At 58.6% G+C, this 22,619-nt stretch carries 14 protein-coding genes, 1 tRNA gene and 1 pseudogene; 7 read left to right on the forward strand and 9 right to left on the reverse strand.

The annotated features are described in order from the left end of the window. Positions 1-160: 160 nt before the first annotated feature. The 5 genes from dhaL to VAE57_RS03240 are packed head-to-tail and all read left to right on the forward strand — an operon-like array spanning position 161 to position 3,489. On the forward strand, positions 161-808 hold the full coding sequence (gene dhaL, locus VAE57_RS03220; protein WP_322820466.1) for a dihydroxyacetone kinase subunit DhaL: 648 nt from the start codon (positions 161-163) through the stop codon (positions 806-808). Further along, positions 805-1,197 (forward strand): dihydroxyacetone kinase phosphoryl donor subunit DhaM, encoded by a 393-nt coding sequence (gene dhaM, locus VAE57_RS03225; RefSeq protein ID WP_012257204.1) that lies wholly within the window; start codon positions 805-807, stop codon positions 1,195-1,197. The genes dhaL and dhaM overlap by 4 nt, the downstream gene beginning before the upstream one ends. Positions 1,198-1,202: 5 nt before the next feature. Continuing rightward, positions 1,203-1,475: an HPr family phosphocarrier protein gene (locus VAE57_RS03230; RefSeq protein ID WP_012660651.1), complete on the forward strand. Its 273-nt coding sequence runs from the start codon at positions 1,203-1,205 to the stop codon at positions 1,473-1,475. A 17-nt stretch (positions 1,476-1,492) separates the two neighbouring features. After that, a complete protein-coding gene (ptsP, locus tag VAE57_RS03235) occupies positions 1,493-3,157 on the forward strand; it encodes a phosphoenolpyruvate--protein phosphotransferase (protein ID WP_322820467.1) in 1,665 nt (554 codons plus the stop codon). 8 nt (positions 3,158-3,165) lie between these two features. Beyond that, positions 3,166-3,489 (forward strand): cupin domain-containing protein, encoded by a 324-nt coding sequence (locus tag VAE57_RS03240; RefSeq protein WP_322820468.1) that lies wholly within the window; start codon positions 3,166-3,168, stop codon positions 3,487-3,489. Positions 3,490-3,583: 94 nt separating this feature from the next. Here VAE57_RS03240 and VAE57_RS03245 read toward each other — a convergent pair whose 3' ends face one another. From VAE57_RS03245 to cysK, 6 genes are all read right to left on the reverse strand, one after another. Beyond that, positions 3,584-4,348: a metalloregulator ArsR/SmtB family transcription factor gene (locus VAE57_RS03245; protein ID WP_322820469.1), complete on the reverse strand. Its 765-nt coding sequence runs from the start codon at positions 4,346-4,348 to the stop codon at positions 3,584-3,586. 214 nt (positions 4,349-4,562) lie between these two features. Then, positions 4,563-6,224, reverse strand: a complete 1,662-nt coding sequence (locus VAE57_RS03250; RefSeq protein WP_322820470.1) for an NAD(P)/FAD-dependent oxidoreductase — start codon at positions 6,222-6,224, stop codon at positions 4,563-4,565. Between the two features lie 92 nt (positions 6,225-6,316). Further along, the gene (locus VAE57_RS03255) at positions 6,317-8,761 is read right to left on the reverse strand and encodes a DUF2298 domain-containing protein (RefSeq protein WP_322820471.1); all 2,445 of its coding nucleotides are present in this window, start codon (positions 8,759-8,761) and stop codon (positions 6,317-6,319) included. Beyond that, positions 8,758-16,242 (reverse strand): DUF2298 domain-containing protein, encoded by a 7,485-nt coding sequence (locus tag VAE57_RS03260; RefSeq protein ID WP_322820472.1) that lies wholly within the window; start codon positions 16,240-16,242, stop codon positions 8,758-8,760. Before VAE57_RS03260 ends, VAE57_RS03255 begins: the two co-directional genes overlap by 4 nt. A 77-nt stretch (positions 16,243-16,319) precedes the next feature. Next, positions 16,320-16,571 carry a (2Fe-2S) ferredoxin domain-containing protein gene (locus tag VAE57_RS03265; protein WP_322820473.1) on the reverse strand — a complete coding sequence of 84 codons (252 nt, stop codon included), beginning with the start codon at positions 16,569-16,571 and terminating at the stop codon, positions 16,320-16,322. 62 nt (positions 16,572-16,633) lie between these two features. Then, positions 16,634-17,563, reverse strand: coding sequence for a cysteine synthase A (gene cysK / locus VAE57_RS03270; RefSeq protein ID WP_012257225.1), 930 nt, complete (start codon positions 17,561-17,563; stop codon positions 16,634-16,636). A 172-nt stretch (positions 17,564-17,735) separates the two neighbouring features. On the opposite strand from cysK, the gene VAE57_RS03275 reads away from it, so the two are divergent. Both VAE57_RS03275 and VAE57_RS03280 read left to right on the forward strand, forming a co-directional pair. Then, positions 17,736-18,299 carry a hypothetical protein gene (locus VAE57_RS03275; RefSeq protein ID WP_322820474.1) on the forward strand — a complete coding sequence of 188 codons (564 nt, stop codon included), beginning with the start codon at positions 17,736-17,738 and terminating at the stop codon, positions 18,297-18,299. 172 nt (positions 18,300-18,471) lie between these two features. Beyond that, positions 18,472-18,548 (forward strand) — tRNA-Glu (locus tag VAE57_RS03280). 84 nt (positions 18,549-18,632) lie between these two features. Here VAE57_RS03280 and VAE57_RS03285 read toward each other — a convergent pair. The 3 genes and pseudogenes from VAE57_RS03285 to VAE57_RS03300 form a co-directional block, all read right to left on the reverse strand. Continuing rightward, the gene (locus VAE57_RS03285; protein ID WP_322820475.1) at positions 18,633-20,042 is read right to left on the reverse strand and encodes an alkaline phosphatase family protein; all 1,410 of its coding nucleotides are present in this window, start codon (positions 20,040-20,042) and stop codon (positions 18,633-18,635) included. Further along, a pseudogene (gene lgt, locus VAE57_RS03290) lies at positions 20,039-20,883 on the reverse strand (prolipoprotein diacylglyceryl transferase). The gene VAE57_RS03285 and the pseudogene lgt overlap by 4 nt, the downstream one beginning before the upstream one ends. 5 nt (positions 20,884-20,888) lie before the next feature. After that, positions 20,889-22,469, reverse strand: a complete 1,581-nt coding sequence (locus VAE57_RS03300) for a sulfatase (protein ID WP_416208427.1) — start codon at positions 22,467-22,469, stop codon at positions 20,889-20,891. Between the last annotated feature and the right edge of the window lie 150 nt (positions 22,470-22,619).

Consider the following 22,619-nt stretch of genomic DNA (forward strand, 5'->3'; position numbering starts at 1 on the left):
TAGTACCTATCATGCCCTAGCATAAGAAAAGGCAAGTTCGTTCGCCAGCCTTCTGCCGCGCAAGCATTGGTGTATCCGTGGTATGATGCGGGTACGATGTTGATCTGGTATGCGCGGCTTGCAGACCAGCGCACATGATGCAACTACGAGCGAGGCAACGATGCCAATCACAGTAGAACACGTCACGCACTTCTTGACAGCGGCGGCGGAAATTATTCATGCTCATCGTGACGAGCTAACGGCACTGGATGCAGCAATTGGTGATGCCGATCATGATGCAAACCTTGATCGCGGATTCGCTGCGGTGCTTTCCCGCCTGCCCACCGTTGCCGACAAAGACATCGGCACTGTGCTCAAGACGACCGGAATGACGATTGTCTCGACGGTAGGCGGCGCTTCCGGCCCCCTGTACGGTACTGCCTTCGTTCGCGCCGGCATGGCCCTGGCTGATCGGCACGAGATGAGTGACGAAGATGTTGTCCTGGCTCTGGAAGCCGCTCTGGCCGGTATTGTTGCGCGTGGCAAAGCGCAACGTGGTGAAAAGACGATGGTTGATGCATTGGCCCCGGCAATTGACGCTCTCCAATCAGCGCTGGCCGAAGGCAAGTCGCTAGGACGGGCATTGCTGGCTGCTGCGGCGGCTGCTGAGGCAGGGGCAAAAGCAACTATCCCTATGCTGGCGATGAAGGGACGCGCCTCATACCTTGGTGAACGCAGTATCGGGCATCAGGATCCGGGAGCAACTTCGACGGCGTATCTGTTACGAGCGCTGGCGATGACGTGTAGCCGTAATGAGGAGGAGGCATGATAGGGCTCTTGATCGTCTCGCATAGCGCACGATTGGCAGAAGGCGTGCAAGAGTTTGTCGGCCAAATCAGTGGTGGTCAGATTCCGATTATCGCTGCTGGCGGTGCCAGTGATGGCTCGCTCGGTACCAGCGTCGAACGCATCCTGGCCGGTCTCGAACAGTTGCGCACCACAGACGGCATTCTGGCGCTGGTCGATCTGGGTAGTGCAGTGATGAGTGTGGAAACAGCCCTGGAGCATTTTTCCGGCCCACCAGTCCATATCAGTAATGCGCCGCTGGTAGAAGGGGCTTATCTGGCTGCAATTGAGGCAACCAGCGCTACTGCCACCCTTGAACACGTTGCCAGCGCTGCCTTGCAGGCCCGCGACCTGATTAAGGTGTATGAGTAATTGTTATGACTGAAGTGATATTAACCGTGACCAATCCGGTTGGTCTTCATGCGCGACCGGCAAAGCTCTTTGTTGAAACTGTCCGTGCTTATAAGAGTACGGTGACTATTCAGAATCTGAGCCGACCGCAAACAAAGGAGCTGCCGGTCACAGCGTTTAATCTGTTGCAAATTGGTGTTCGTCAGGGGCATCAAATCCGGTTGCGTGCCAGTGGTGAAGATGAGGCAGAAGTCATTGCTGCTCTCACCAAACTGGTGGAAGAGAATTTTGGCGAGTAGCGGGTAGAGGCATCATGATGTCGGCGATACTTCGCGGTGCAGGGGGAGCTGCCGGTTTGGCGTTAGGGTCAGCGTACCACTGGCAACGAGTGTCCATTCCTACTGATCCGCCCAATGAACCGCCAGAAGCAGCATTGGCCCGTTTTCACGCTGCCCAACACGCAGCGGCCAACCGACTACGGGCACTGGCCGAACGGCAGCGCGCTGCCGGCCTGCGCGAAGCCGATCTCTTCGATGCACAGGCGCTGCTGGTTGAAGATGAAACGCTGACTGACGGCGTAACTGCATTGCTGCTCGACGGTCAGCCCCTCATTCCTGCGATTCAGACGGTGGTGTGCCAGATGGAAGAGGCGCTGGCCGCGCTTGACGATGATTATTTACGTGAACGGGCAGCCGATATTGCTGCGGTTGGGGTTGAGTTGCTGCGTGCGCTGAGCGGCGATCACACGCCACCGCCGATCCCACCCGGCGCCATTGTTATCGCCGATGATCTGACTCCCGCGGAGACGGTTGATCTTCCGCATCACGTTGCCGGCTTTGCCACCGCCGGCGGTGGCCCAACCGGTCATACCATTATCCTGGCCCGTTCGCGTGGGGTGCCGGCGGTTGTCGGGTTGGGAGAAGCTATTCTGCACATTCCTGCCGGTACGACGCTCCTTCTCGATGGTGATGCGGCCCTGGTGATGATCGATCCAGATGAAGCCGCACTACAGGCGGCTCAGGAACGGATGGCCGCCATTCACGAGGCCCGCCGCCGCCAGGCGGCTCTGCGCGATCTTCCCGGTCGGCTACGTGATGGCCGCTCAATCGCGCTGTGGGCAAATATCGGTCGTCCAGCCGAGGCTCGCCTGGCCCGTGACAACGGTGCCGAAGGGATTGGTCTCTTTCGGACCGAGTTTCTCTTCCTTGACCGCAATGCACCTCCCGACGAAGACGAGCAATTTGCGGTGTATCGCGCCGTCATCACAGAACTGCCCGACCGGCCGATTGTGATCCGAACGCTCGATGTAGGTGGTGATAAGCCGCTGCCCTACCTGCCGCTTCCCCCTGAAGCCAATCCATTTCTGGGAGTGCGTGGTGTTCGGCTTTCGATGCAGCGTCCTGATCTCTTTCAGGTGCAATTACGGGCATTGCTGCGTGCTGCCTTCTACGGAGACATCTGGATTATGTTGCCGATGGTCACCACGCTGGCCGACCTGGCCTGGGGGCGAGAGCAGATGCGTGAAGCGGCCGCCGCGCTGGCCGCAGCCGGAATTGAACATCGCGCCGATCCGCCGCTGGGCATTATGATTGAGACACCGGCAGCAGCGGTACTGGCCGATCAATTTGCACGCCACGCCGCTTTCTTCAGTATTGGCAGTAACGATCTTGCCCAGTACACGCTGGCGGTTGATCGTGGTCACCCGACGCTGGCCACGCAATACCGGGCCGATGATCCGTCCGTGTGGCGGGTGATTGAATTGGCCGCTCGCGCCGCACAACAGGCCGGTATTCCGATTGGTATCTGTGGCGAACTCGGTGGCGAACCGGATGCTGCGGTTGCCCTGGCTGGCCTGGGCCTCAACGAATTGAGCATGGCTCCAGCGCGTATTCCGGTCGTCAAAGAGCGATTGGCACAGATCTCGTGGGCTGAAGCACAGGCTGCTGCGGCCCGGATGATGCAGAGGGTTGAATACGTCTGAGAGGTTCTATGTCTGAGAAATCATGGATCGAAGTTTTCCCTGGTGTCTATCGCCGACGGGTTGCCCTTACCGACCGCATGTATCAGATGGAGGTACGGCTGGCAGCCGGAAGTCAGGTGCCGCTGCACAGCCATCCCGAAGATCAGGTGGCGTATGTGGTAAGTGGTCGGTTGCGATTTCAGGTTGGTGACGAGATCATCGACGCGACGCCAGGTCGTTCGGTTGCTATTCCCGGTGGCACCCTCCACGCGGTGTGGACGGTAGAGGATACATTTGTGATTGACACCTTTAGCCCGCCACGAGCCGATTATTTGCAGGTCGATGGCGATTGATGGTTGCGAGAGGGGATCATAGTTACACGCATCCGGTGCGGTGAACAAGGGACGCGGAAGCGTGGCTTTCGTACGCCTATCCTGAGCATACCCCCTACGTATCGCGGCCTGATGCAACACCCCCAAACCAACGCGGCAATAGTGCCAGCAGGCCCTGCACCCGTTCGCGCAATTCTTCGCGAGCGGCGACAAAGGCGGCATATCGCTGATCAGCAGTACCCTGAATAGCCACCGGATCGGCTACACTCCAGTGAATATGGCGGGCCGCCTCTGGCCACACCGGACACTCCTCGTGCGCAATGTCACACACTGTCACAATTAGATCAGGACGCTGATCGATGATCATGGTGATCGATTTGGAAACGTGCTGATCAATCGGTATCCCAACCTCTGCCATAACGGTGATGGCTAATGGATGTACGGCCTGGGGGTGCGTTCCGGCACTCATCGCCTGTACCCGACCATCGCTCAACACGCGCAACCAGGCCTCGGCTATTTGCGAGCGGGCACTGTTGGCGCGGCACAGGAATGCTACTTTCACCGCCGGTAGCTCAAGCGGACGAGTACCCGGCAATACCAGTTCATCACCGATGCCGGTCAGTAGTGCAGTCATCGCTGTCAGATCGAGGCTGTAGTAGACAACCCGCCCATCAGCATCGCTGCGGTGGGCACGTACCAGGCCGGCCTGGCGCAACACGTGCAGATGATACGAGACCAGATTCTGGGCCAGACCGAGCATTACCACCAGCTCACTCACCTGGCGATCACTGTCGCGTAGGGCCTGGATGATCTTCCAGCGCGTCTCGTCGGTCAGCAGGCGCAGCCCGTTCAGTGCTGAGGAAGAAGGTTGTGCGTTCATAAGGTTTGAAACTCTCTGCGATACGGCGTGCCTGTATCGTAGCAGAGCCGGGCTGGTTCGGCAAGGAGGAGGGGCGGGGGAAGAATGTATCATTCCCCAGAAAGCCAGAGTATTCGCTGGTACACCAGGGTGTGTCAGAGGGAGATACCCCCCCAGCTTCCAGTCGTACAAACCAGAGAGGCGCCAGCAGCGCCTCTCCGTCAATATGCGGCAGTTAGTCCCGTAGCAGTTTGCGCCCGGCAAGGACCGCTCCGGCGGCCAGTGCACCGGCACCGAGCACGATTGGTCCCCAACGCCGGGCACGAGTATCGGCCAGTACAACTCGTGCGGTGTTGTAGCCACTCGCGCCGAAGACGCCGCCACCCGGATGGGTGCTGGCGCCGGTCAGGTACAACCCCCGAATCGGGGTACGGTAGCCGGCCAGTTCTGGTAGGGGGCGGAAGAAGAACATCTGGTCAAAGCTCATCTCGACGTGCATGACGTTGCCCTGCAGCAGGCCGATTCGCCGCTCAAGGTCGAGCGGAGTTTGAATGAAGCGGTCGATAATCTTGCCGCGCATGTTTGGTGCGTACCGGTAGAGCACTTCGAGGATCGAATCGGCAACCGACTCGCGAATGTCGTCCCAGTGCCGGCCATTGCTGAGCTGGTAGGGGAAGTATTGCGACCAGAGGAATACGGTGTGCTTGCCGGGCGGTGCCACATCGGGATCAATGGCCGAAAAGGTCATGGCAATCACCGCCGGTTCGCGGCTAGGTTCACCGCGCAGGTAGTCTTCGTAAGCGCGCCGCACGTAGTTCATACTGGGACTCAGCAGTTGCAAGCCGTGGTGACTCTCGTGTGGACGGCCGTAACTGCGGGCGGCAATGTAGTCGGGCAGCTCTTCAGCGGCGCAGCGCACGGTCATGCCAAAGCCGTTCCCGATCCGAATGTGGTTGAGGCGTCGCACCAGATCGGCACTCAAGTGCTCTGGGCCAACCAGTTGCAGGAAGGTCGTTAGCACGTGGGCATTGGAAACGACAATCGGGGCCGAGTAGCGCTGACCGTCTGCCGTTTCCACGCCCTGCACTCGCCCGTTCTGCACCAGGATGCGGTGTACCGGGGCATCGAGGATGACTTCGCCCCCCATGGCTTTGAGCGAACGGGCCATGGCCTGTGTCAGCATGCCCGAACCACCACGGGGATGTTTGGCGCCGCTGTAGTGCAACATAGCGTGCCAGCCGAAAAAGTCTCCGGCTCCGATTTCGTCCGGTGGTGGGCCACTCTGCGCTGCCAGCCAGGTCATTGCTGCCCGCATCGCCTCGCTCTCGAAGGTCTCTTCAATCAGTTGGGCGTAGCTGGTGAAGAGGCGGCGCGTTACTTCCAGCACCTGCTGCTCAGCTTTCGGCAAGCGGGGGAGGCTTGACGCCACTTTGCCGAACAGCCTGGTAACTGATGGCGGATTGAGGAAGACATCAAACACCGCCTCGTTCAACGGTGTCCAGAAATCGAGGAAGCGCCGGTAGGCTTCAGCATCGCGTGGACTGACGGTTGCAATGCTTTGACATGTGCGTTCAACATCGCGGTAAAAGTAGATGGCACCACTCCCATCGGGAAGTGGATAGAAAGCATACGGGTCCATGTCGATGTACTCGAGACCATGACGCTCGAGTTCGAGATCACGGACAATTGGGGTAAGGTGGATCATGATGTGGGCCGATGAGCCAACATCGATTTTGTAGCCGGGGATGACCTCTTCGGTACAGACGGCCCCGCCGACAATCGGGCGTCGTTCGAGTACCAGTACGCGCTTGCCGGCCTTGGCCAGATAACCGGCACAGGTGAGACCATTGTGACCACCACCTACGACAATCACGTCGTAGTCGCTCGTTGCTGCCATGGACAACCTTTCTTGCACTGTTTACAAACCACGTTCCATGATCAGTATACATTCATCTTGCAGTTCGGCTGAAGAGATTTTGTCATCGGCGCTTAGCGTGTTACCCGATAGATCACGACTTCGTCCTGAGTAAACACAGGGGGACCGATCTGGGCTAGCACATCCAGGCTGCTCACCGGGTAACGTTCCCGCTCCAGGCTACCAACGTAGATGTAGTCAACGCTGTACTGGTCGATCAGCGGCCGAATTCGGTTCAGATCGCCACTGCGGTAGATGGTATCAACCGCGATGCAGCGTGGTCCCAGCTCGGCGAGTGCTTGCTGGTCGCCACCACGCCACTGCATCTCGTGACCGACCCATCCCAACACGGTAGGCAGACCACTCGCTGCCGACACGCCACCGAAGCCCTGCCAGTTGTACGATCCGCCACACCGTGGCTGTTCGCTACCCGCAGCCACGGCGGCCTCGTTCTCTACTGCAACTGCTTCCAGCACCACACTGCCCGCCGGAGCATACTGGCGCAACCAGGCAATTGCTGCTGCCCCCGCCGCCGTCTGTTCACGTGGCGTGTAACCGTTCAGGCCGATCATCGGCCCACGCCCGATGTCGCGCACCACAATCCACGGGTACACACCGGCTCCGATCAGCAACAGGGCGGTGCACGCGCTCACCAATCCGGCCAGGAGACGTTGCCGGCCAGATGCCAATGCCCAGACCCACCAGAGGGCAACTGGCGCCAGAACGCCCCACAGCAGCCAGACCTGGTAGTAAAATTTGAAGATGGTGTTCATCCGCGCCGATAGCCCCTCGAACACGTCGCGAATATAGATGATCTCGACGCCGAACAGGACTGCACTACCCAGCGCGGCGATCAGCATCCCGCTGCGTACCCCGGCTTCATCGGTCGTGAGCGCACGCCAGCCGGTGTACACGGCCAGACCGGCCAGAGCAAGCAGGGGAAAACCGATCAGCAAGCCAATGAAAAGGAGGATGAACGGTAGCCATGCCACCCAGCGTGGCATCTCGCTGATCGCCACGCCCGTACTATCCACCACGGGGGTTGATCGGTAGAGATAGCAACCGGCGATGATCGGTAGCGCCATCAGACCAAAAATGATGACAAAGGCGTGCCAGCCACTCCGTTCCCCTACGTAGATGCCGATGATGCTAGTCAGGCGATTGAGCAGTGGGAGATCAAGCCATGGCGTTGCCCCGCCAACCGGTGCCCGAAAGGTGAGGTGAAAGGGTAGAAAGAGCACGAATGCCAGCAAGGCGATGATCACTGCTTCGCGCAGCCAGATACGCCAGGGGAAGATGACGGTCGGTTGTCGGGAAGCCAGCGCCAGGCTTCCCCAGTAGAGCAAGAGGTAGGTCGGCAAATCCCAACTGTTGATCGCGTAGAGACTGCCGAGGATGATGCCGTGACCGATGCGCGTGAACCAGTTAAGACGTTGCGCTCCGCCGGACAGAGTTGCAACCGCCAGTGCTAACCCGATTGCCAGCGTGGTGAAGGGCAATGCCATCACGTGCGGATGCATATCACCCAGGCGCAGGCTGAAGAACGGAAACTCAGTAATCGTGTAGCGCCGTTCGCGCAGCGGTGGGTCGCCAGGGATGGTGTAGCCGTCCCACAGCGAGCGTGACGGCCACCACCAGTTGAAATCGTTCCACTTGTCGGCCCGGCGCCAGCTCTCGATCAGGCCAAAGTCCTGGGCGTTGGCCGCGTAGGGTAACACGATGATTGACTCCCCGCGCCAGGATTGCGCTATCGCCGCCAGAAGCTGACGATCATCGAGAGCGACCACCCGTTCATCGCCCAGCATGACCTGAAGTGCACCCGATTGATTGCCGGCACCCAGAATGATCAGCGCTCCCAGCACACCAAGCCCGGCCTGCACGAAGGCCGGCGGAGGCCGTTTGATCAGCCCCAACAGTGTCTCGATCAGACCGGCAACTCCCTGTGCGGTCATTCCGGCCAGCAAGGCCAGGGCCAGATTATAGGCGGTCGCCGGCGGTAAGCCACTGATCATTGCCGGTACACTCATCAAGAGATAGCCAAAGTAGTAGTAGTTGATACTATAACCGGCCAGCCACGGGTCTTGCGGCGGAAAGAGACCGCTCCGCTGAATAGCATTGAAGAAGGCGAAGTCCATCGGGCGCTCGGTGCCCCACGGTGTCGGATCGTGTGCCCGTAACCAGACGATGCAGACCATGGTGAGCAAAAAGATGACTTCACCGCGCAGTGCTGCCGCTAGCGGTGGTAAGCGCCGATGGTTCTCCCGCCATAACCAGAGCCAGCCACCGCCCCCAACCAGCAACAGACTGATGATGATCAATGGCACCTCGAACCGGCCCAATCCGAGCATCGCTAGCAGCCAGGCGGTAAAACCACTGAGTAGCAGGCCGAGCGGACGGGCCAGAGCAAAGGCCAGGCCGGGTAGATGACCAAACAGCCGTATCGCAGCCGGCCAGCCAACAATGGTAAAGACCTGAACGGTGGCCCACCAGATCAGCACATCGCCGACCAGTTCGCTCATGGTTGCCCTCCGTTCAGGTGGGCCAGCATCTGGTGCGCTTCTCCGGCCCAACGGCCTTCCGGTGCCAGTTGCAGATAGCGTTGTAAGGCATCCTGGGCCAGGGTGGTCTGATTGCGTTGCATGAAGAGCCTGGCCAGTTGGAAGTAGGGGTCGGGCAGACCCGGATCAGTGCTCAACGCCTGTCCTAACGCAATCTCAGCCTTGTCCAGCCAGCCCCAATTGATCAGGGCAGTTGCCAGTTTATTGTAATTCCCGGCAGTTGGACTGGCCCGCACCGCGGCCAGATACGCCTGCTCAGCCTCTTCAAAACGTCCGGCGTCGGCTAAAATGTCGCCCCAGAGATGATGCAGACCGACATCATCAGGGTTGGCAGCCGCAGCAGTCGCCAACACATCTGCGGCTTCGGCAAGCCGTCCTTGTTGGCGGTAGGCTTCAGCCAGGCCAAATGCCAGGGGGGCATTCGTTGGTTGCGCCGCAACTGCGGCTTCAAGTTCCGCCAGATCGGCCACCGGTTCGTTAGGGGGCGGTGGAGGCGGTGGCGTAGGTTGAGCCACCGGTAGCCTTTCGGCGCGTAGGAGTCGATAACTGTCGGGTAGATCGGTTACGGCGTAGATAGTCACTCCATCCTGTTCGTAGACCGAACGGAGATAGCGATCACGCAAGACGGCGAATTTGGAGAGACCTTGCGGGTAGAATGCCTGCTCAACCCCACCGACGTAGACGTAGTCTACGTTGTAGCGGGCCAGAATCCGCAGTGCGGTATCAGGGTCGGTCGTGGTGAAGAAGGTCTCGACATCGCGCACCCGCCGCTCGGTGACCACCGGATCACGCTGTTCATCAGCGTGCAGCGCACTGATCACCGTCGGTAAACCAGTGGCTGCGGCCACGCGAATACCGTAGGCGCGGTAGAACCAGAGGCTTGATTGCAGCACAACCGGTGTGCCATCGATCTGCTGGTTGAGCCAGCGGATCGCCGCTGCATCACCGCTGAGATTAACCTGGACGAATGCCGTATCTGGCGCACACCCACCAAACGCTTGACAATCGTAGGTAAATGTCGCCTGTTCCATAAAGGCCATGCCATCAAGCGTCGGACCGGTCTCGATAGCGAACCGGGTTACCAGCCGCGAGGGAATCGCCACCGGTGCATAGCTGCCGGCGATTATGGCCGGGATGGCAATGATCGCCAATCCTGCCGTGGCGGCGCTGGAACCACCGTAGCGTTGCAAGCCACGCAGTAGCCGGGGCAAGAGGCCGGCTGCCGTCAGCCCCAACAACACCCAAATGTGCAGACCAAACTTGAAGACGGTGTTCATGCGGTACCACTCACTGCCATCGAGATGGTCGCGGATGTAGACAACCTCTACCCCCAACGACACCGCCCACGCCACCCAGCACAGGAGAAGCGCATACCATGCCGGTGCGCCGGCTGCCCGTCGCATCAACAAGATTGTCGTTACCATCAACACAACGAACAGCCATAGCCGCAGTGCCAGTTCGGGGACGGCAGCACCGATGATTATCAACAGGCCGATCCCACTCGCAACCAGTGCCCAGCGGCGACCGGCAAAGCCGCTTCGCCAGTGTTGGAGCAATCCACCGGTAATCACCGGAATCACGATGATCAGGGGCACACCGTAGATAAGTAGATAATCCAGCGGCAGCGTAAAGCCAGTGGTGACCAGGCCAATGCCACGTACCATCGGCCAGTAGCGGTCGAAGAAGGGTGCGAAGAGCAACAACGATCCCAATCCCAGCCCCACGGCCTGCACGACGGCCAGCGTCAGCGGTTGCCAGCGCCAGCCGGTGCGACGGATAGCACCGGCAATAATTGCCAGCCCGCACAACAGACCGTAGGTTGGAAAATCCCACGAGTTTGTTACCGCTAATGTCCCCAGGGTCAGTGCGCTGAGGAGCCAGAGCGGACGTTGAGGGCGCAAGATGAGGTGCCAGCCACAGACAATGGCCAGCAGCGCCAGCGGCAGTGCGATGAGATGCGGATGCAGATCGGCGTACAGAAAACTGAAGAGCGGAAATTCGTTAATCGTGTAGGGAATGACGCGACTCGGCCCGACAAACCAATCACCGAGCAGTTCGGCATGACCGCTCAGCAAGAGGCGTAATCCTTGTGCTCCTAACGACCAGCCGGCGGGGATCAGGCTGGTCAGATTCCCCATCAGACCGATCAGGCTGAGAGCGACCATACCGTAGCGACGACGCCCACCCAGACGAGTGCCCAATTCGTAAGCCCCGGCCAGGAGCATACCGTACAGCGTCGCCAATGCCAGATTGAAACCGACTGCCGAGTCGATGCCGAGCAGCTTGATCGGCACCGACATCAGATAGAGGCCGTAATAGTAGTAGTTGATATACCCGTTACTGTAGAACGGATCGTAGGGTGGCATTTGTGGACTGCGGAGGATGGCGTTGAGAAAGCCCTGCTCCATCGGTTTTTCACCACCCCAAGCCGGATGCCACAGATCGGGATTCAGCGCCCGAATGATGGTCATGGCAGCAAAACCGGCCAGGAAGATCACCTCGCCGGGGAGGAGTGACCGCCACGCCGCTCGCTCAGGGTGCACGCCAGCCCACCAGAGGAACAGCCCAATCCCGATCAGCACGAGCAAGCCACCCATGAGACCGGCACTATCGTACCGCCACCAGCCAAGGCTGGCCGGCAGCCAGATGACATACCCTAGCAGGATCAAGCCAACCGGGCGTGCCCAGGCCAGACCGTGCACCCCCAGCGCCGCATAGGCGGGCAACACACCTAGCCCAGCGATGAGATACCAGACGAGTAGCCAGGTTACAATGGCCAGCCAGGAATGTTCGTTCAGAACGGTATTCCAGCTCAAGCGGCCAACTGAAGGTACATCCTGTACCGGTTGCAACAGCTCCAATGCCGGTGTTGTGCGCAACGAGGGGGCACGGATCGGCAGATCATTGGTCAGCATCTGTGGCTGGCCCGGTGTGTGCACACGATAGAGCACGCTCTGCCCGGACTGAAAGACCCGTTCCAGGTTGCCCTGCTCGACCAGCGTGGCGAACTTTGCCAGTCCTTCAGCGCTGTAGAGTTGTCGTTCAACCCCGCCGACATAGATGTATTCCACGCCATAGCGACGGATCGCCGCCAGCGCTGTCGTCGGATCGGGAGAGTTATAGATCGAGGCAATGATTTGTTGGCGATAATTGATGACCGGCGTTGCGTTGACGGCACTGCGCTGCTGAATCTGGTGCCACTCCCAACCGAGGATCGTTGGCAGACCGGTAAAGGTTGCGATACGACCCGCCCACTGATACGATGGTTGATGAGCTTCGAGAATGATCGCCGTTCCTCGCACATTCCGCCGCAACCAGTCAATGGTTGCGGCATCCTCATCAAGTGAGTACCCGGAGCCATTGCGCATTTCGGTGATGGTGTTCAGAAATGCTGCGCCATCGAGCGTGCGTGGGGCGTCAGGGTTCCAGCGGTCGGCAATTCGGGCCGGAGTAGCGGTAACCGGATACGCCAGGCCGGTAGCCAGGAAGAGAGCGCACAGGCCGCGTAGACCCCAACGCCAGGAGGGCAGCAATCGCTGGGTTGCTGCCCACAACCAGGGAAGAGCAACTGCGGTAGCGAGGGCGAGCAGTATCCACGTATGCAGGCCGAACTTGAAGACGGTGTTCATGCGCCCTACATCACCACGCACCACTACCATCTCGACCATTGTCCACAGCCCGATCCCGCTGAACGCCCACAGCAGCGGCACGATGATCGTGAATGAACGATGACGGATGCACCACAAGAGCCAGGCTATCGTGCTCAGTACTACGAGCAGAGGCAGTATTGCCGGCAGATTCAGCCCCAGGGCCACGATCCAGACCGCAAGTGGCCCGATCACGATCAAGAGGCTTGCCCGTTGCCGCCACAGCCATAAGCCCACAAACACGAACCAGATGATGAGCCAGTGACCACCAATCTGAACAAGCTGACCGGTCGTGGTGCGTTCAGCGGTCAGGATCGTCTCCAGCAGGGTAAATCCAGGCCCCTGCCAGAGGGCAATTCCCCCTGACTCGGTGGCAAAGCTGGCAATAAATGGTGCAAAGAGGACATTTCCGATCAGAGCCGGGGCAACACCAACGACCAGTGCAGCCAGAAGCGTAGCCGGCCACCCTCGCCCGGCCTGGCGCCAGCGCCGATCCGTTGCCAGCGCGACTATCAACCCGGCCAATCCAACAAACGTTGGATAATCCCAGGTGTTGGTGGCCCGGATCGCACCCGCGACCAGACCCAACAGACCGATGATCCACCAGTGCGTGGCTGTTCCCTTTCGCATCCACGCCAGCGCCAGCCCTAATGCCGCCAGACTCAGGGGCATCACTATCATATGGGCGTGAAGATCGGCAAACAGAAACGTAAAGAAGGGAAATTCATTAATGGTACCTGGCGTAATGCGAGTAGCATCCCAAAAGGCCCACTCATACCGACCTTTGGCCATTTGTTCGGCGGCATAGCCATTTAAGAACCAGCCAGCCTGCGCCAGATTACCAATCAGCAAGACGAGAACCGGCGCCAATCCGGCGGCTACCAACGCTGTTCGTTCACGCTGCGGTTGTGGTGAACGTGCTGCCAGCAGATTGTACACAACTCCAAACGCCCCCAACGCCGTCAGCGCGAAGATCGTCGCCACACCGAGGTTGTAACCGACTGCCGGCGCGACACCGCTGAGATGGATCAGCGCACCAACCAGCACAAACCCAAAGTAGTAGTAGTTGATATACCCACCTGCGTGCCACGGATCAAGCGGTGGAAAGGCAGCACTCCGCAGCACTGCATTGAGGTAAGCGAAGTCCATCGGCTTCTCGCCGCCACGCGCCGGATGCCAGAGATCGGGGTTAAACCAGCGCAATATGAGACCAATGAGCAGGAAAGCGAGAAAGACCATCTCGGCCATAGCGAGCGCCGACCAGCGCTCGTGCCAGATGCGGCGCAACGTAGTGCGTTCACGCCAGCCGATGAATCCTCCCACCCCCAGCACCATCATACCGATTGTCCAGAGTGTGACCGGTGCAAACGGTGCCAGATGTAGACTGCCTCCCAACCACGCCAGATACGCGACCAGCAAGAGACCCGTCATTTTGGCCAGACTAAATCCCCGGTCGGGTAGGTTACGTAAGCGTGGCCCAATCACGGCAAAGATCGCCAGCCCTAATCCTTCCAACCAGAACAGCCACCACATCGCGGCGAAGGGAGTGGTACCCAGCCAGGACCACCATTCACCGCCAGCTGCGTATCGTGGCCAGACACTCTCGGTGAGGCGTAGAGCCGTTGGGTTGCGGTCGGCGATCAAAAGCGGTGACTTATACACCTCGCCCCATTCGACGTTCTCGGTGATCAATCGCTCGGCCCGTTCACGGCTATAGAGTGGTGTTTTTTGAAAAATGAGTACGCGCGGATGGTCATAGACGCTAAATGCCTCTTCGGCCATCCAATCAGGAATGCGAATACCGAGGATTGTTGGATATGAGGTAATCTCTGCCACCAGCTCAAAACCGAGTTCACCGGTGAACAGGTAATGGTAATAGCGCATCAAGGCCGGATAGCGCATCCGCAAGCGTGAGGTACTATCGTACACACGATTGCTGGTCAGAGTGATGTAGTCAGCCTGATCGAGTTGATCGAGCAGACCGGGTTCGCTGCCATTACCGAAATACTTGACCGGTTCGTCCTCGGCATAGGGCGACGAATCGATCCCAAAAAAGGTGATATTCCAGGCAGCATTCGTTGTTGCCTGTAGCGGGAGCGGATCATCCCAGCGCTCGGAGATAACAACACTGCCAGGCTGGGCATGTTCAGCGAGCCAGCGTGCTGCCTGTACCCGCGAATGGGGAACGGTGTAGATGCGGGAGAAGGCATAAGCCCACATGGCGGTCGCCACCAGTACGACCGGTAGCGCAATTCTGGCTGTCCAGAACAGTAGACGTTGTGTGGTGCCGGTACTCCGCTGTTGCCAGGAGATCGAGTGAACAGCGACAACTGCACGCAGCCGCCAACGTCCCCACCGGGCCAGAGTCACCAGTGTCCATGCTGCCAGGACTGTGAGCGCACCATAGATTGGCAGCAGGTAACGCATGGTGATAGCGAACTGGTTACCCTGCCAGGCAAAATAGAACGCTGCCCAGCACCAGAGCACCCAGGCCGGATGCCATGGTCGCCCGATGCGTGGCATCGGGCGCAGTGCCCATTGCCAGCCACGCTGGACATACCGCCCGGCAAAGAGCAGCCATCCGCCCCAGGCCGCCAGCCCTAGCAGCGGCCCCATCCCCCACAGCACCATATTCAGCCACGGAAAGATATAGGCCGGTCGGCCAACCCACTGCTGACCGGGCGGAAAGTCATACTCACCGGTCACCAGGGCGCGTACTGTGGTTAAATTCTCGCGAAAGCGGGGATCAAGCCGAATATCAAAAAACCCGGCACCGTGGAGGAGCGATGGGCCATCTATGCGTGGCGAATCGGCTCGCGAACCGATAAATGCATCGGGAGCCATGGTGCGGAATGCAACAAACGAGACCAGGCCGGCGAGGATCAAGAGCAGCAGTTCGCGCTGCACCCAGCGATAGAAGAGCGTCGTCCAACGCTGCCCCTGCAATGCCCGTTGAGCCGCAATCAGTGTTGCTACCACCGCCAGGCCACCAATCGTCACCATCGTGATCCGATTGGCACTTGCTGCTCCGATACTCAGGCCGAGCGCAAGATATGAGCCAACGCCACCCCCCTGGGCAATCCGCACCGTCCAGTACAACCCGAGCAGACAAAAGAAAGTTGAGAAGGCCGGATCGACAAAGAAATGGCTCTGCTGAATGTGCATTACTGTGAGCGCTGTGAGCAGTGCCGCTATCAGGCCCACCCGTCGCCGAAACAAACGGCAACCAATCAGGTAGACGAGGAGAACGCTACCGAGGTCAAACAGCGCCGCCAGAGTGCGTCCAACTTTAACAATTTCACCGTAACTCGTCAGATTAACGCGGTCGGGATTCAGCCACCAGATCAGAGGTGTCAGGCGTGGCCAGGCTCGTTCCGGGTTGGCAATTGCCGGCCCGTAATCAGTACGTCGTTCGGTTGGTGCTGCTGGATCGGCGCCTACTCGTGGTGGCCCGTCAATCGTGAGCACCTGCGCCGGTAGCATCTCTGGTGGGGTCAGCATCACCGCGACGGCCCGCGTCAGCATAACAGGGATCGGTCCGTAGACGTAAAGGGGAAACTGTTCGTAATTACGCGGATTGAGTGGTGAACGACTGGAGTCGTAAAACTCAGCTACATCGTCCGGTAGGCGTACCGTTGAGGCGACATACGTAAAAAAGCGCTCATCAGGATGCTGACCGGTTCCAGAGTCCCAATCAGCGATGTTTAGCATCCGCAGGTACAACCCTAACAGTAAAATGGCCGTCAGCCCAAGGCGGACGAACCAGACACGATAGCGGAGTATAGCCTGTTGCACAGCGGTTCCCACAACGTATAGTCAGCCTGCTTGATCAATGATATGGCGATCCAGCGAATTCGACGCATGCGCTGGCATTATACACCGGTATCAGCAAGCTGTGCGATGAGGATGGGAATCTCAGCCGGAGTCATGCCGTGAAACCGGCGCCCGCCCGGATAGACAAGTAGATTCGGGCCGATGGTGCAACGATCCTGACAACTACCGGCGATGCACGTGATCTGATCGGACAAGCCAGCCCGCCAGATAGCATCTTCCAACGCGATGTGAACATCGGCTGCACCGCGCCCGCGGCAATGTGGCCCCAAACAGATGTAGATACGTTTCATGCGAGTAGTAAAATTGCCCCAACCTTATAGGTGGGGCAATCAGTCGTTGTGGCGGCGGCTGATCACTCTTCGGCGAAGAGCGGTGTTGACAGATAACGTTCGCCGTTTGAAGGCACAATAAAGACGATCAGCTTGCCGGCGTTCTCCGGACGGCGGGCCACGCGCAGCGCTGCGGTCGCCGCAGCACCACTTGAGATACCGACCATCAAACCCTCTTCGCGGGCCAGCCGACGGGCCATCGCAAAGGCATCTTCGTTGCTCACCTGCTGAATCTCGTCAAGAATGCTGGTATTCAGCACATCAGGGATAAACCCGGCGCCAATGCCTTGAATCTTGTGTGGCCCGGGTTTTCCACCAGACAACACCGGCGAAGCCTCCGGCTCGACTGCGACAATGCGCAGACTCGGTCGGCGCGGTTTGAGCACTTCGCCAATTCCGGTGAGTGTACCACCGGTACCGACACCACCGACCACAATATCGACCTGACCGTCAGTATCGCGCCAGATTTCTTCGGCGGTAGTGGCCCGGTGAATAGCCGGGTTGGCCGGATTCTTGAACTGCTGCGGCATAAAGCTATTGGGAATTTCGGCCAGTAGCTCCTCGGCACGAGCAATGGCACCCCGCATCCCTTCACTACCCGGCGTCAGCACCAGCTCGGCACCAAAACCACGCAGCAATTTCCGCCGTTCGATACTCATCGTTTCTGGCATCGTCAGGATCAACCGGTAGCCACGTGCCGCAGCAACTAACGCCAGGCCGATCCCGGTGTTGCCGCTTGTCGGCTCGATAATGACCGTCTCACCGGGTCGGATCAACCCTTCACGTTCGGCAGCGTCAATCATTGCCAGACCGATACGATCCTTGACCGAGCTGGCCGGGTTGAAGAATTCGAGCTTGGCAACTACGGTAGCCTGAGTGTCATTCACGCGATTAAGCCGCACCAGCGGTGTGTTACCAATCAGTTCTGTAATCGAGTTGTAAATACGGGCCACAGTTGGCTCCTTTGCGCTAAACCAATGTACACTCTATCTGCTATTGTACTCAGAGTAGCCATAAATGTCAATTTGTCAGGCAAGAAAGTCAAGTTTTGGAGTGACAATCACCTAGAAAGTTCATGCTATACTGGATGGCGCAACGGTTCATTCAGAGCAAGAGGGAGCAGCAATGCGCGGTCGTGCAGTGCGTCCGGTTGATCGAGCCGGCGGTGGAGAAGAGGCAATTCGCTTAACCCGGTGCGCGGGCACCTGGTTGGCCGATCCGCCCGATGCAGATGAGCAGGCGCGGATTGCCGAGGCAGTACGGGCATTGAATGGGCAACGGGCATTAGCCCTTGAATTGCACCGCGATCCGGCGGCACTCGACGCTTACTGTGTCGAGCTGTTCCGCGATCCGGTATTTGACCCGCTTCATATCGGGCCGGAGATCATTCGTCGGATTATCGCCAAACTCGGCGAACCGCCAGTTGCCGACGAGTCAGACCCAACGACCTTCTCGCAGTACCTTCAGCAGGCCGTCCTGCTCTTTGCCCTTCCCAATCCGCGTCGGTTGCTGGCAGCGCAGTTGCGCCGCTATTTACCACGCTTTACCACAGCAGGCGATTGGAAGGCGGCGGTGGCGATTGATTACAGTGCGTTCCGTACCTCACTCGGTAATGAGGTAACCCCATTTCTGGCCCAGATGACGCTGGCCGGTCTGGCCGACTACTACGATGAATTGCCGGATGCGTAGCGCACCGGCTCAATCCGGTGGCATAGGGACGGTGCTTGAACCGTCTCTGTGCCGCCAACCGCCTCTCTGCCGCCAACCGCCTCTCTGCTCACGCGCACGGCTGGTTGGCAACCGGTCAGACTTCAGACCAGTTGCAACAATCGCAAAGTATGGTATAATGCCTGCGCGTTAGGCCCCCATCGTCTAGTGGCCTAGGACATCACCCTTTCAAGGTGGAGATCGCGGGTTCGAATCCCGCTGGGGGCACCATAAAAGCGCACTGCAACAGGCAGTGCGCTTTCTGTTTCTAAACCTCATATCAATGCCAGAATCGGCGACATTAACCATCTGCCTTTACAGTTCCAGCACTTTACCGCGCAGTCCGGCGGGGATCGGGATGGCGAACCGGCTTAACAGGGTAGGTAGTATATCGTAAATCTGCCCATTGTCGAGGCGCCGTCCCTTACCAGGACGCTGCGGATCGCGCCAGATGAAAAGGCCATGCTGGGCGTGGTTGGCGTCATCGGGGCCGGTATCGTTTTCGCGGGTGAATAGTCCACTGCCACCGACTGTTCCTACTGCCCGCCAGGCAAGATCGCCAAAGTAGACGATCAGGTCAGGGGCGACGCCGCGCACGGCGCGATAGAGACGTTGTGGTACGAAGACCCGGTTTCCGAGTGGACGGCCGTCCGGGCCGGGCATTGCTTCCAGTCGCGTCGCCAGATCGGTGCGTACACGTTCGTACTCTGCTGGCGGAGTAACACCCTGCGGTTCGCGTCCACGCACATTAAGAAAGATGCGTCCGTAGTAACCGCCTGCTCCCCAGACGCGGGTGCGTGACCAGTCAACATCCGCCTGATCGAGGCTGGTTGGCGTGTCCGGCATCGTGTGCAGCGTCAGATCGCCCTGAGCGATCAACCATTGGTTGATTCGCACTCCTCCCATAAGTGGCCGCACCCCGTGGTCAGACACCACCAGCACTGCCGTCTCGGCAGCACAGTGCGCCAGTAAAGAGGCAATCCGGGTGTCTACGTGGCGATAGTATGCGTGAATCGCATCGGCAAAGGGTGAATCGGGAACAAACAACGGATGTTGCAGATCCGTGTGCTTCCAGAGGGCATGGTGAATGCGATCAACCCCCATATCTACCAGCATGAGAAAATCGGGGTGCTCTTCCCTGATCAGGGCTGTGGCAATCGCAAAACGTTGATCGCACATGGCATAGATGTCGCGCACAATACGCGCTTTGTCGTCGGATCGGAAATCGGGAACATCGAGTAGATAGGTGCGCCCTGGCGTTGCTGCCGCGCTCCAGGCAGCCAGACGCTCCGCGAGTGTCGGGGGAAAGGTGTAAGTCGCAGCGGTCGACGGTGCGAGAAAGCAGGAGACCAGCGCACCATTGACTGCGGATGGCGGATACGTACCGGGCACGCCGATCACTGCTACACGCCACCCCGCGGCACCGAGTATATCCCATAAACGTGGAAACCGAATTGCCCGACTGTCTGCAACAACCAGGCGACCATAAGAGCGATCAGCGCGGTTACGAAACCCATAGACACCGAGTTCACCCGGATCGCGCCCACTCATCATGCAACTCCAGGCAGGAACGGTGATTGCCGGGATACAGCTCTCCAGTTCGCCATAGACCCCTTCTGCCATCAGGCGATTCAGAGTGAGCAGATCGGCACGCCAGCGATCAAATACCAGCGACGGCTCGGCGGAGTCAAGACCGATAATGAGGAGACGGGGAAAAGAAGTCATGATTCAGCTTTTGCGCTCACGGTTGGATAGCGGTACCGCCGGTAGAGCAGCACGGATGCGCTAGCAACCGCAGCGAACGAAAGGATATGTACGACATTGAACGGTGTTCCGGGAAAAAACCATGAGTCAGTACGGAGAAACTCAATGAAAAAGCGTCCCAGTGGATACCATACCATATACATAAGCGCGATGTCACCATCACGTAAACGGTCACCGTAACGACGCCAGATGAAGAAGATCAACGTAAAGCCGATCAAATTCCAGAGGGACTCGTACAGAAAAAGCGGGTGGAAGCGGGTTGTCTCCGGGAATGCCACCAGATCGCGGTACGGCCCGATACGATATTCGGGATCGATACGCAATCCCCATGGCAGTGTGGTTGGCGGACCGTAGAGTTCCTGGTTAATAAAATTCGCCCACCGTCCGACAGCCTGCCCCAGCGGTAGACCGAGCGCAATCGCGTCGGCATAGACGAGGAGCGGCACCTTCCGCACACGTGCAAACGCCCATAATCCAAGCGCACCAAATATGAACCCGCCGAAGATGTGCAAACCACCTTCCCACACCGCCAGAATGCTCGCCGGGTTGTTCAGAAAGCGCCCCAATCCTTCTGGGCCACGCGATGACTGGATGAAGAGTAGTAGAGGCGCACACCTAATAATCCCGGAATCAGCCCCCAGAGCAACAGGTCCCACACCGACTCGCGATCAAACTCACGTCGCTCTACATGGCGAGAGCCGACCCACGCTGTCAGCATAACGCCTGCCATGATCAGCACACCATACCAGCGCAGGGTGAGTGGGCCGAGTTGAATAATGACCGGATCAACAGGTGGATACATAGGTGTTACTCAAGATACCCCAAGTCGCTCAAACGCCGCCGCAAGATCGGATCATCCACTCCCTCAGCGTGTTGAATAAGCGGCGCTACGGCACTGGCGCGGCGTACAAAGGTGCTGAGGTGTGCCTGAAGTTCTTCGACTCGTTCCGGTAACATAGCCGCCAGGTCAACCGTTTCGCCGGGATCGGTATCAAGATCGTATAACTCAACCTGATCTTCCCCAGTCTGGATCAATTTATACGAACCGCTGATCACGGCACGGCGCGGTTGATCGAAGCGATATGCACGCACCCGATCAGGTTGGCGACGCAGCATGATACCCAGAACATTCTGCGGTGGTTCTGCTTCACTGAAGACCGTTCCACCATCAGGATCGGCGGCAGGCGATTGGGCCAGTGAGCGATCACACTCAGCGCCGCTGGCAATCCCGGCGGCGCTGAGGAGTGTATGAAATACCCTTCGCAACGATACAGGATGATCGACCTCCGTACCTCGCGGAAAGTCACCATTCGGATCGCGCACTATCAGCGGTACGTGAATCAGTTCGTTGTAGACTGACATTGCATGCCCAACGATACCCTTCTCACCCAGGTGATCGCCATGGTCAGCGCATATCAGGAGCAGCGTGCGGTCAAGTGCACCACTCTCGCGCATACGACGCAGAAATACGCCAAGATGTGCATCTTGCGTGGCGACCTCGGCATCGTACACATCACTGAGTACGTGACGATACCGTTCATCTGCTCCAGCGAATGGGGCAAGCCAGCCGAATACATCGCCGTTGAAACGACGTACATAGCGTGCTGCTTCCCGGTCGCGGATTACATCTGGCGCGAACCGTTCGAGCATCCGCCTATCCGGATGATACGGCATATGAACGCCCATCAGATTGATAAAGGCAAAAATGGGCTGGTTTGGCTCGACACCGCGCCGCTCGATCAGCAAGCGCGCAGTATCACTGAGTGATTTAGGGGTATTCCCTTTGAAGCTGAGCGCTGTCTGCCAGATCGGTACCATCAGCGGTGTAAACGCGAATTCCAGCATTAGCTCAGAGCGGGCAAATAAGTTCTGGATACGGTTAAGGACTGCTGCCAGGCGGCCTTTGAACCACTGACGATAACGACTGATCGATCCCGCACGTGCGCCTGCCTGATTCGGGCGTGAGGTTAGCAGACCGCTGTAATTCAGAAAACTCTCGAAACCCCGTTGTAAACCATTGTTAACGACACCAACCAGTGGGTTATTGCAGAACGCTGCTGTCATGTACCTCCCTGCCCGCAGGCGTTCTGCCAGCGTTGGAATGCCGGCAGGGAGCGCCGCGTATGACTGGTTGGTTGCGTGCTCGGATGGATAAAGACCGGTAAACATCGAAGCGTGCGATGGGATCGTCCAATGGGCAGCGGTAAAGACGCGATGGAAGAGAGTTGACTCAGCCGCAAGTTCATCGAGGTGGGGCGAGGTAGGTCGAGAATAGCCGTAGCACGAAAGCCTATCGCGACGCTGGGTGTCCAGCACGATCAGCACAATATCGGGACGCCGACTCGCAAAGATTCCTCCTCTTGGAAACGTCGGTCCTGATAAGTTCAGTATACCACGCCAGGTTCTTGCGCATGGCCAGGACCGGTCAGCAGAGGAGGTCAATCAGTATCAACAATGACGGATAGTGCACCTCGTACTCTGTTTGGTGCAGAGGACTGATGTAGCCCTGGCCCGCCTGGTATAGCATACCCGCTGTTG

The sequence above is a fragment of the Chloroflexus sp. genome (genome assembly GCF_034434295.1).
GTDB lineage: Bacteria > Chloroflexota > Chloroflexia > Chloroflexales > Chloroflexaceae > Chloroflexus.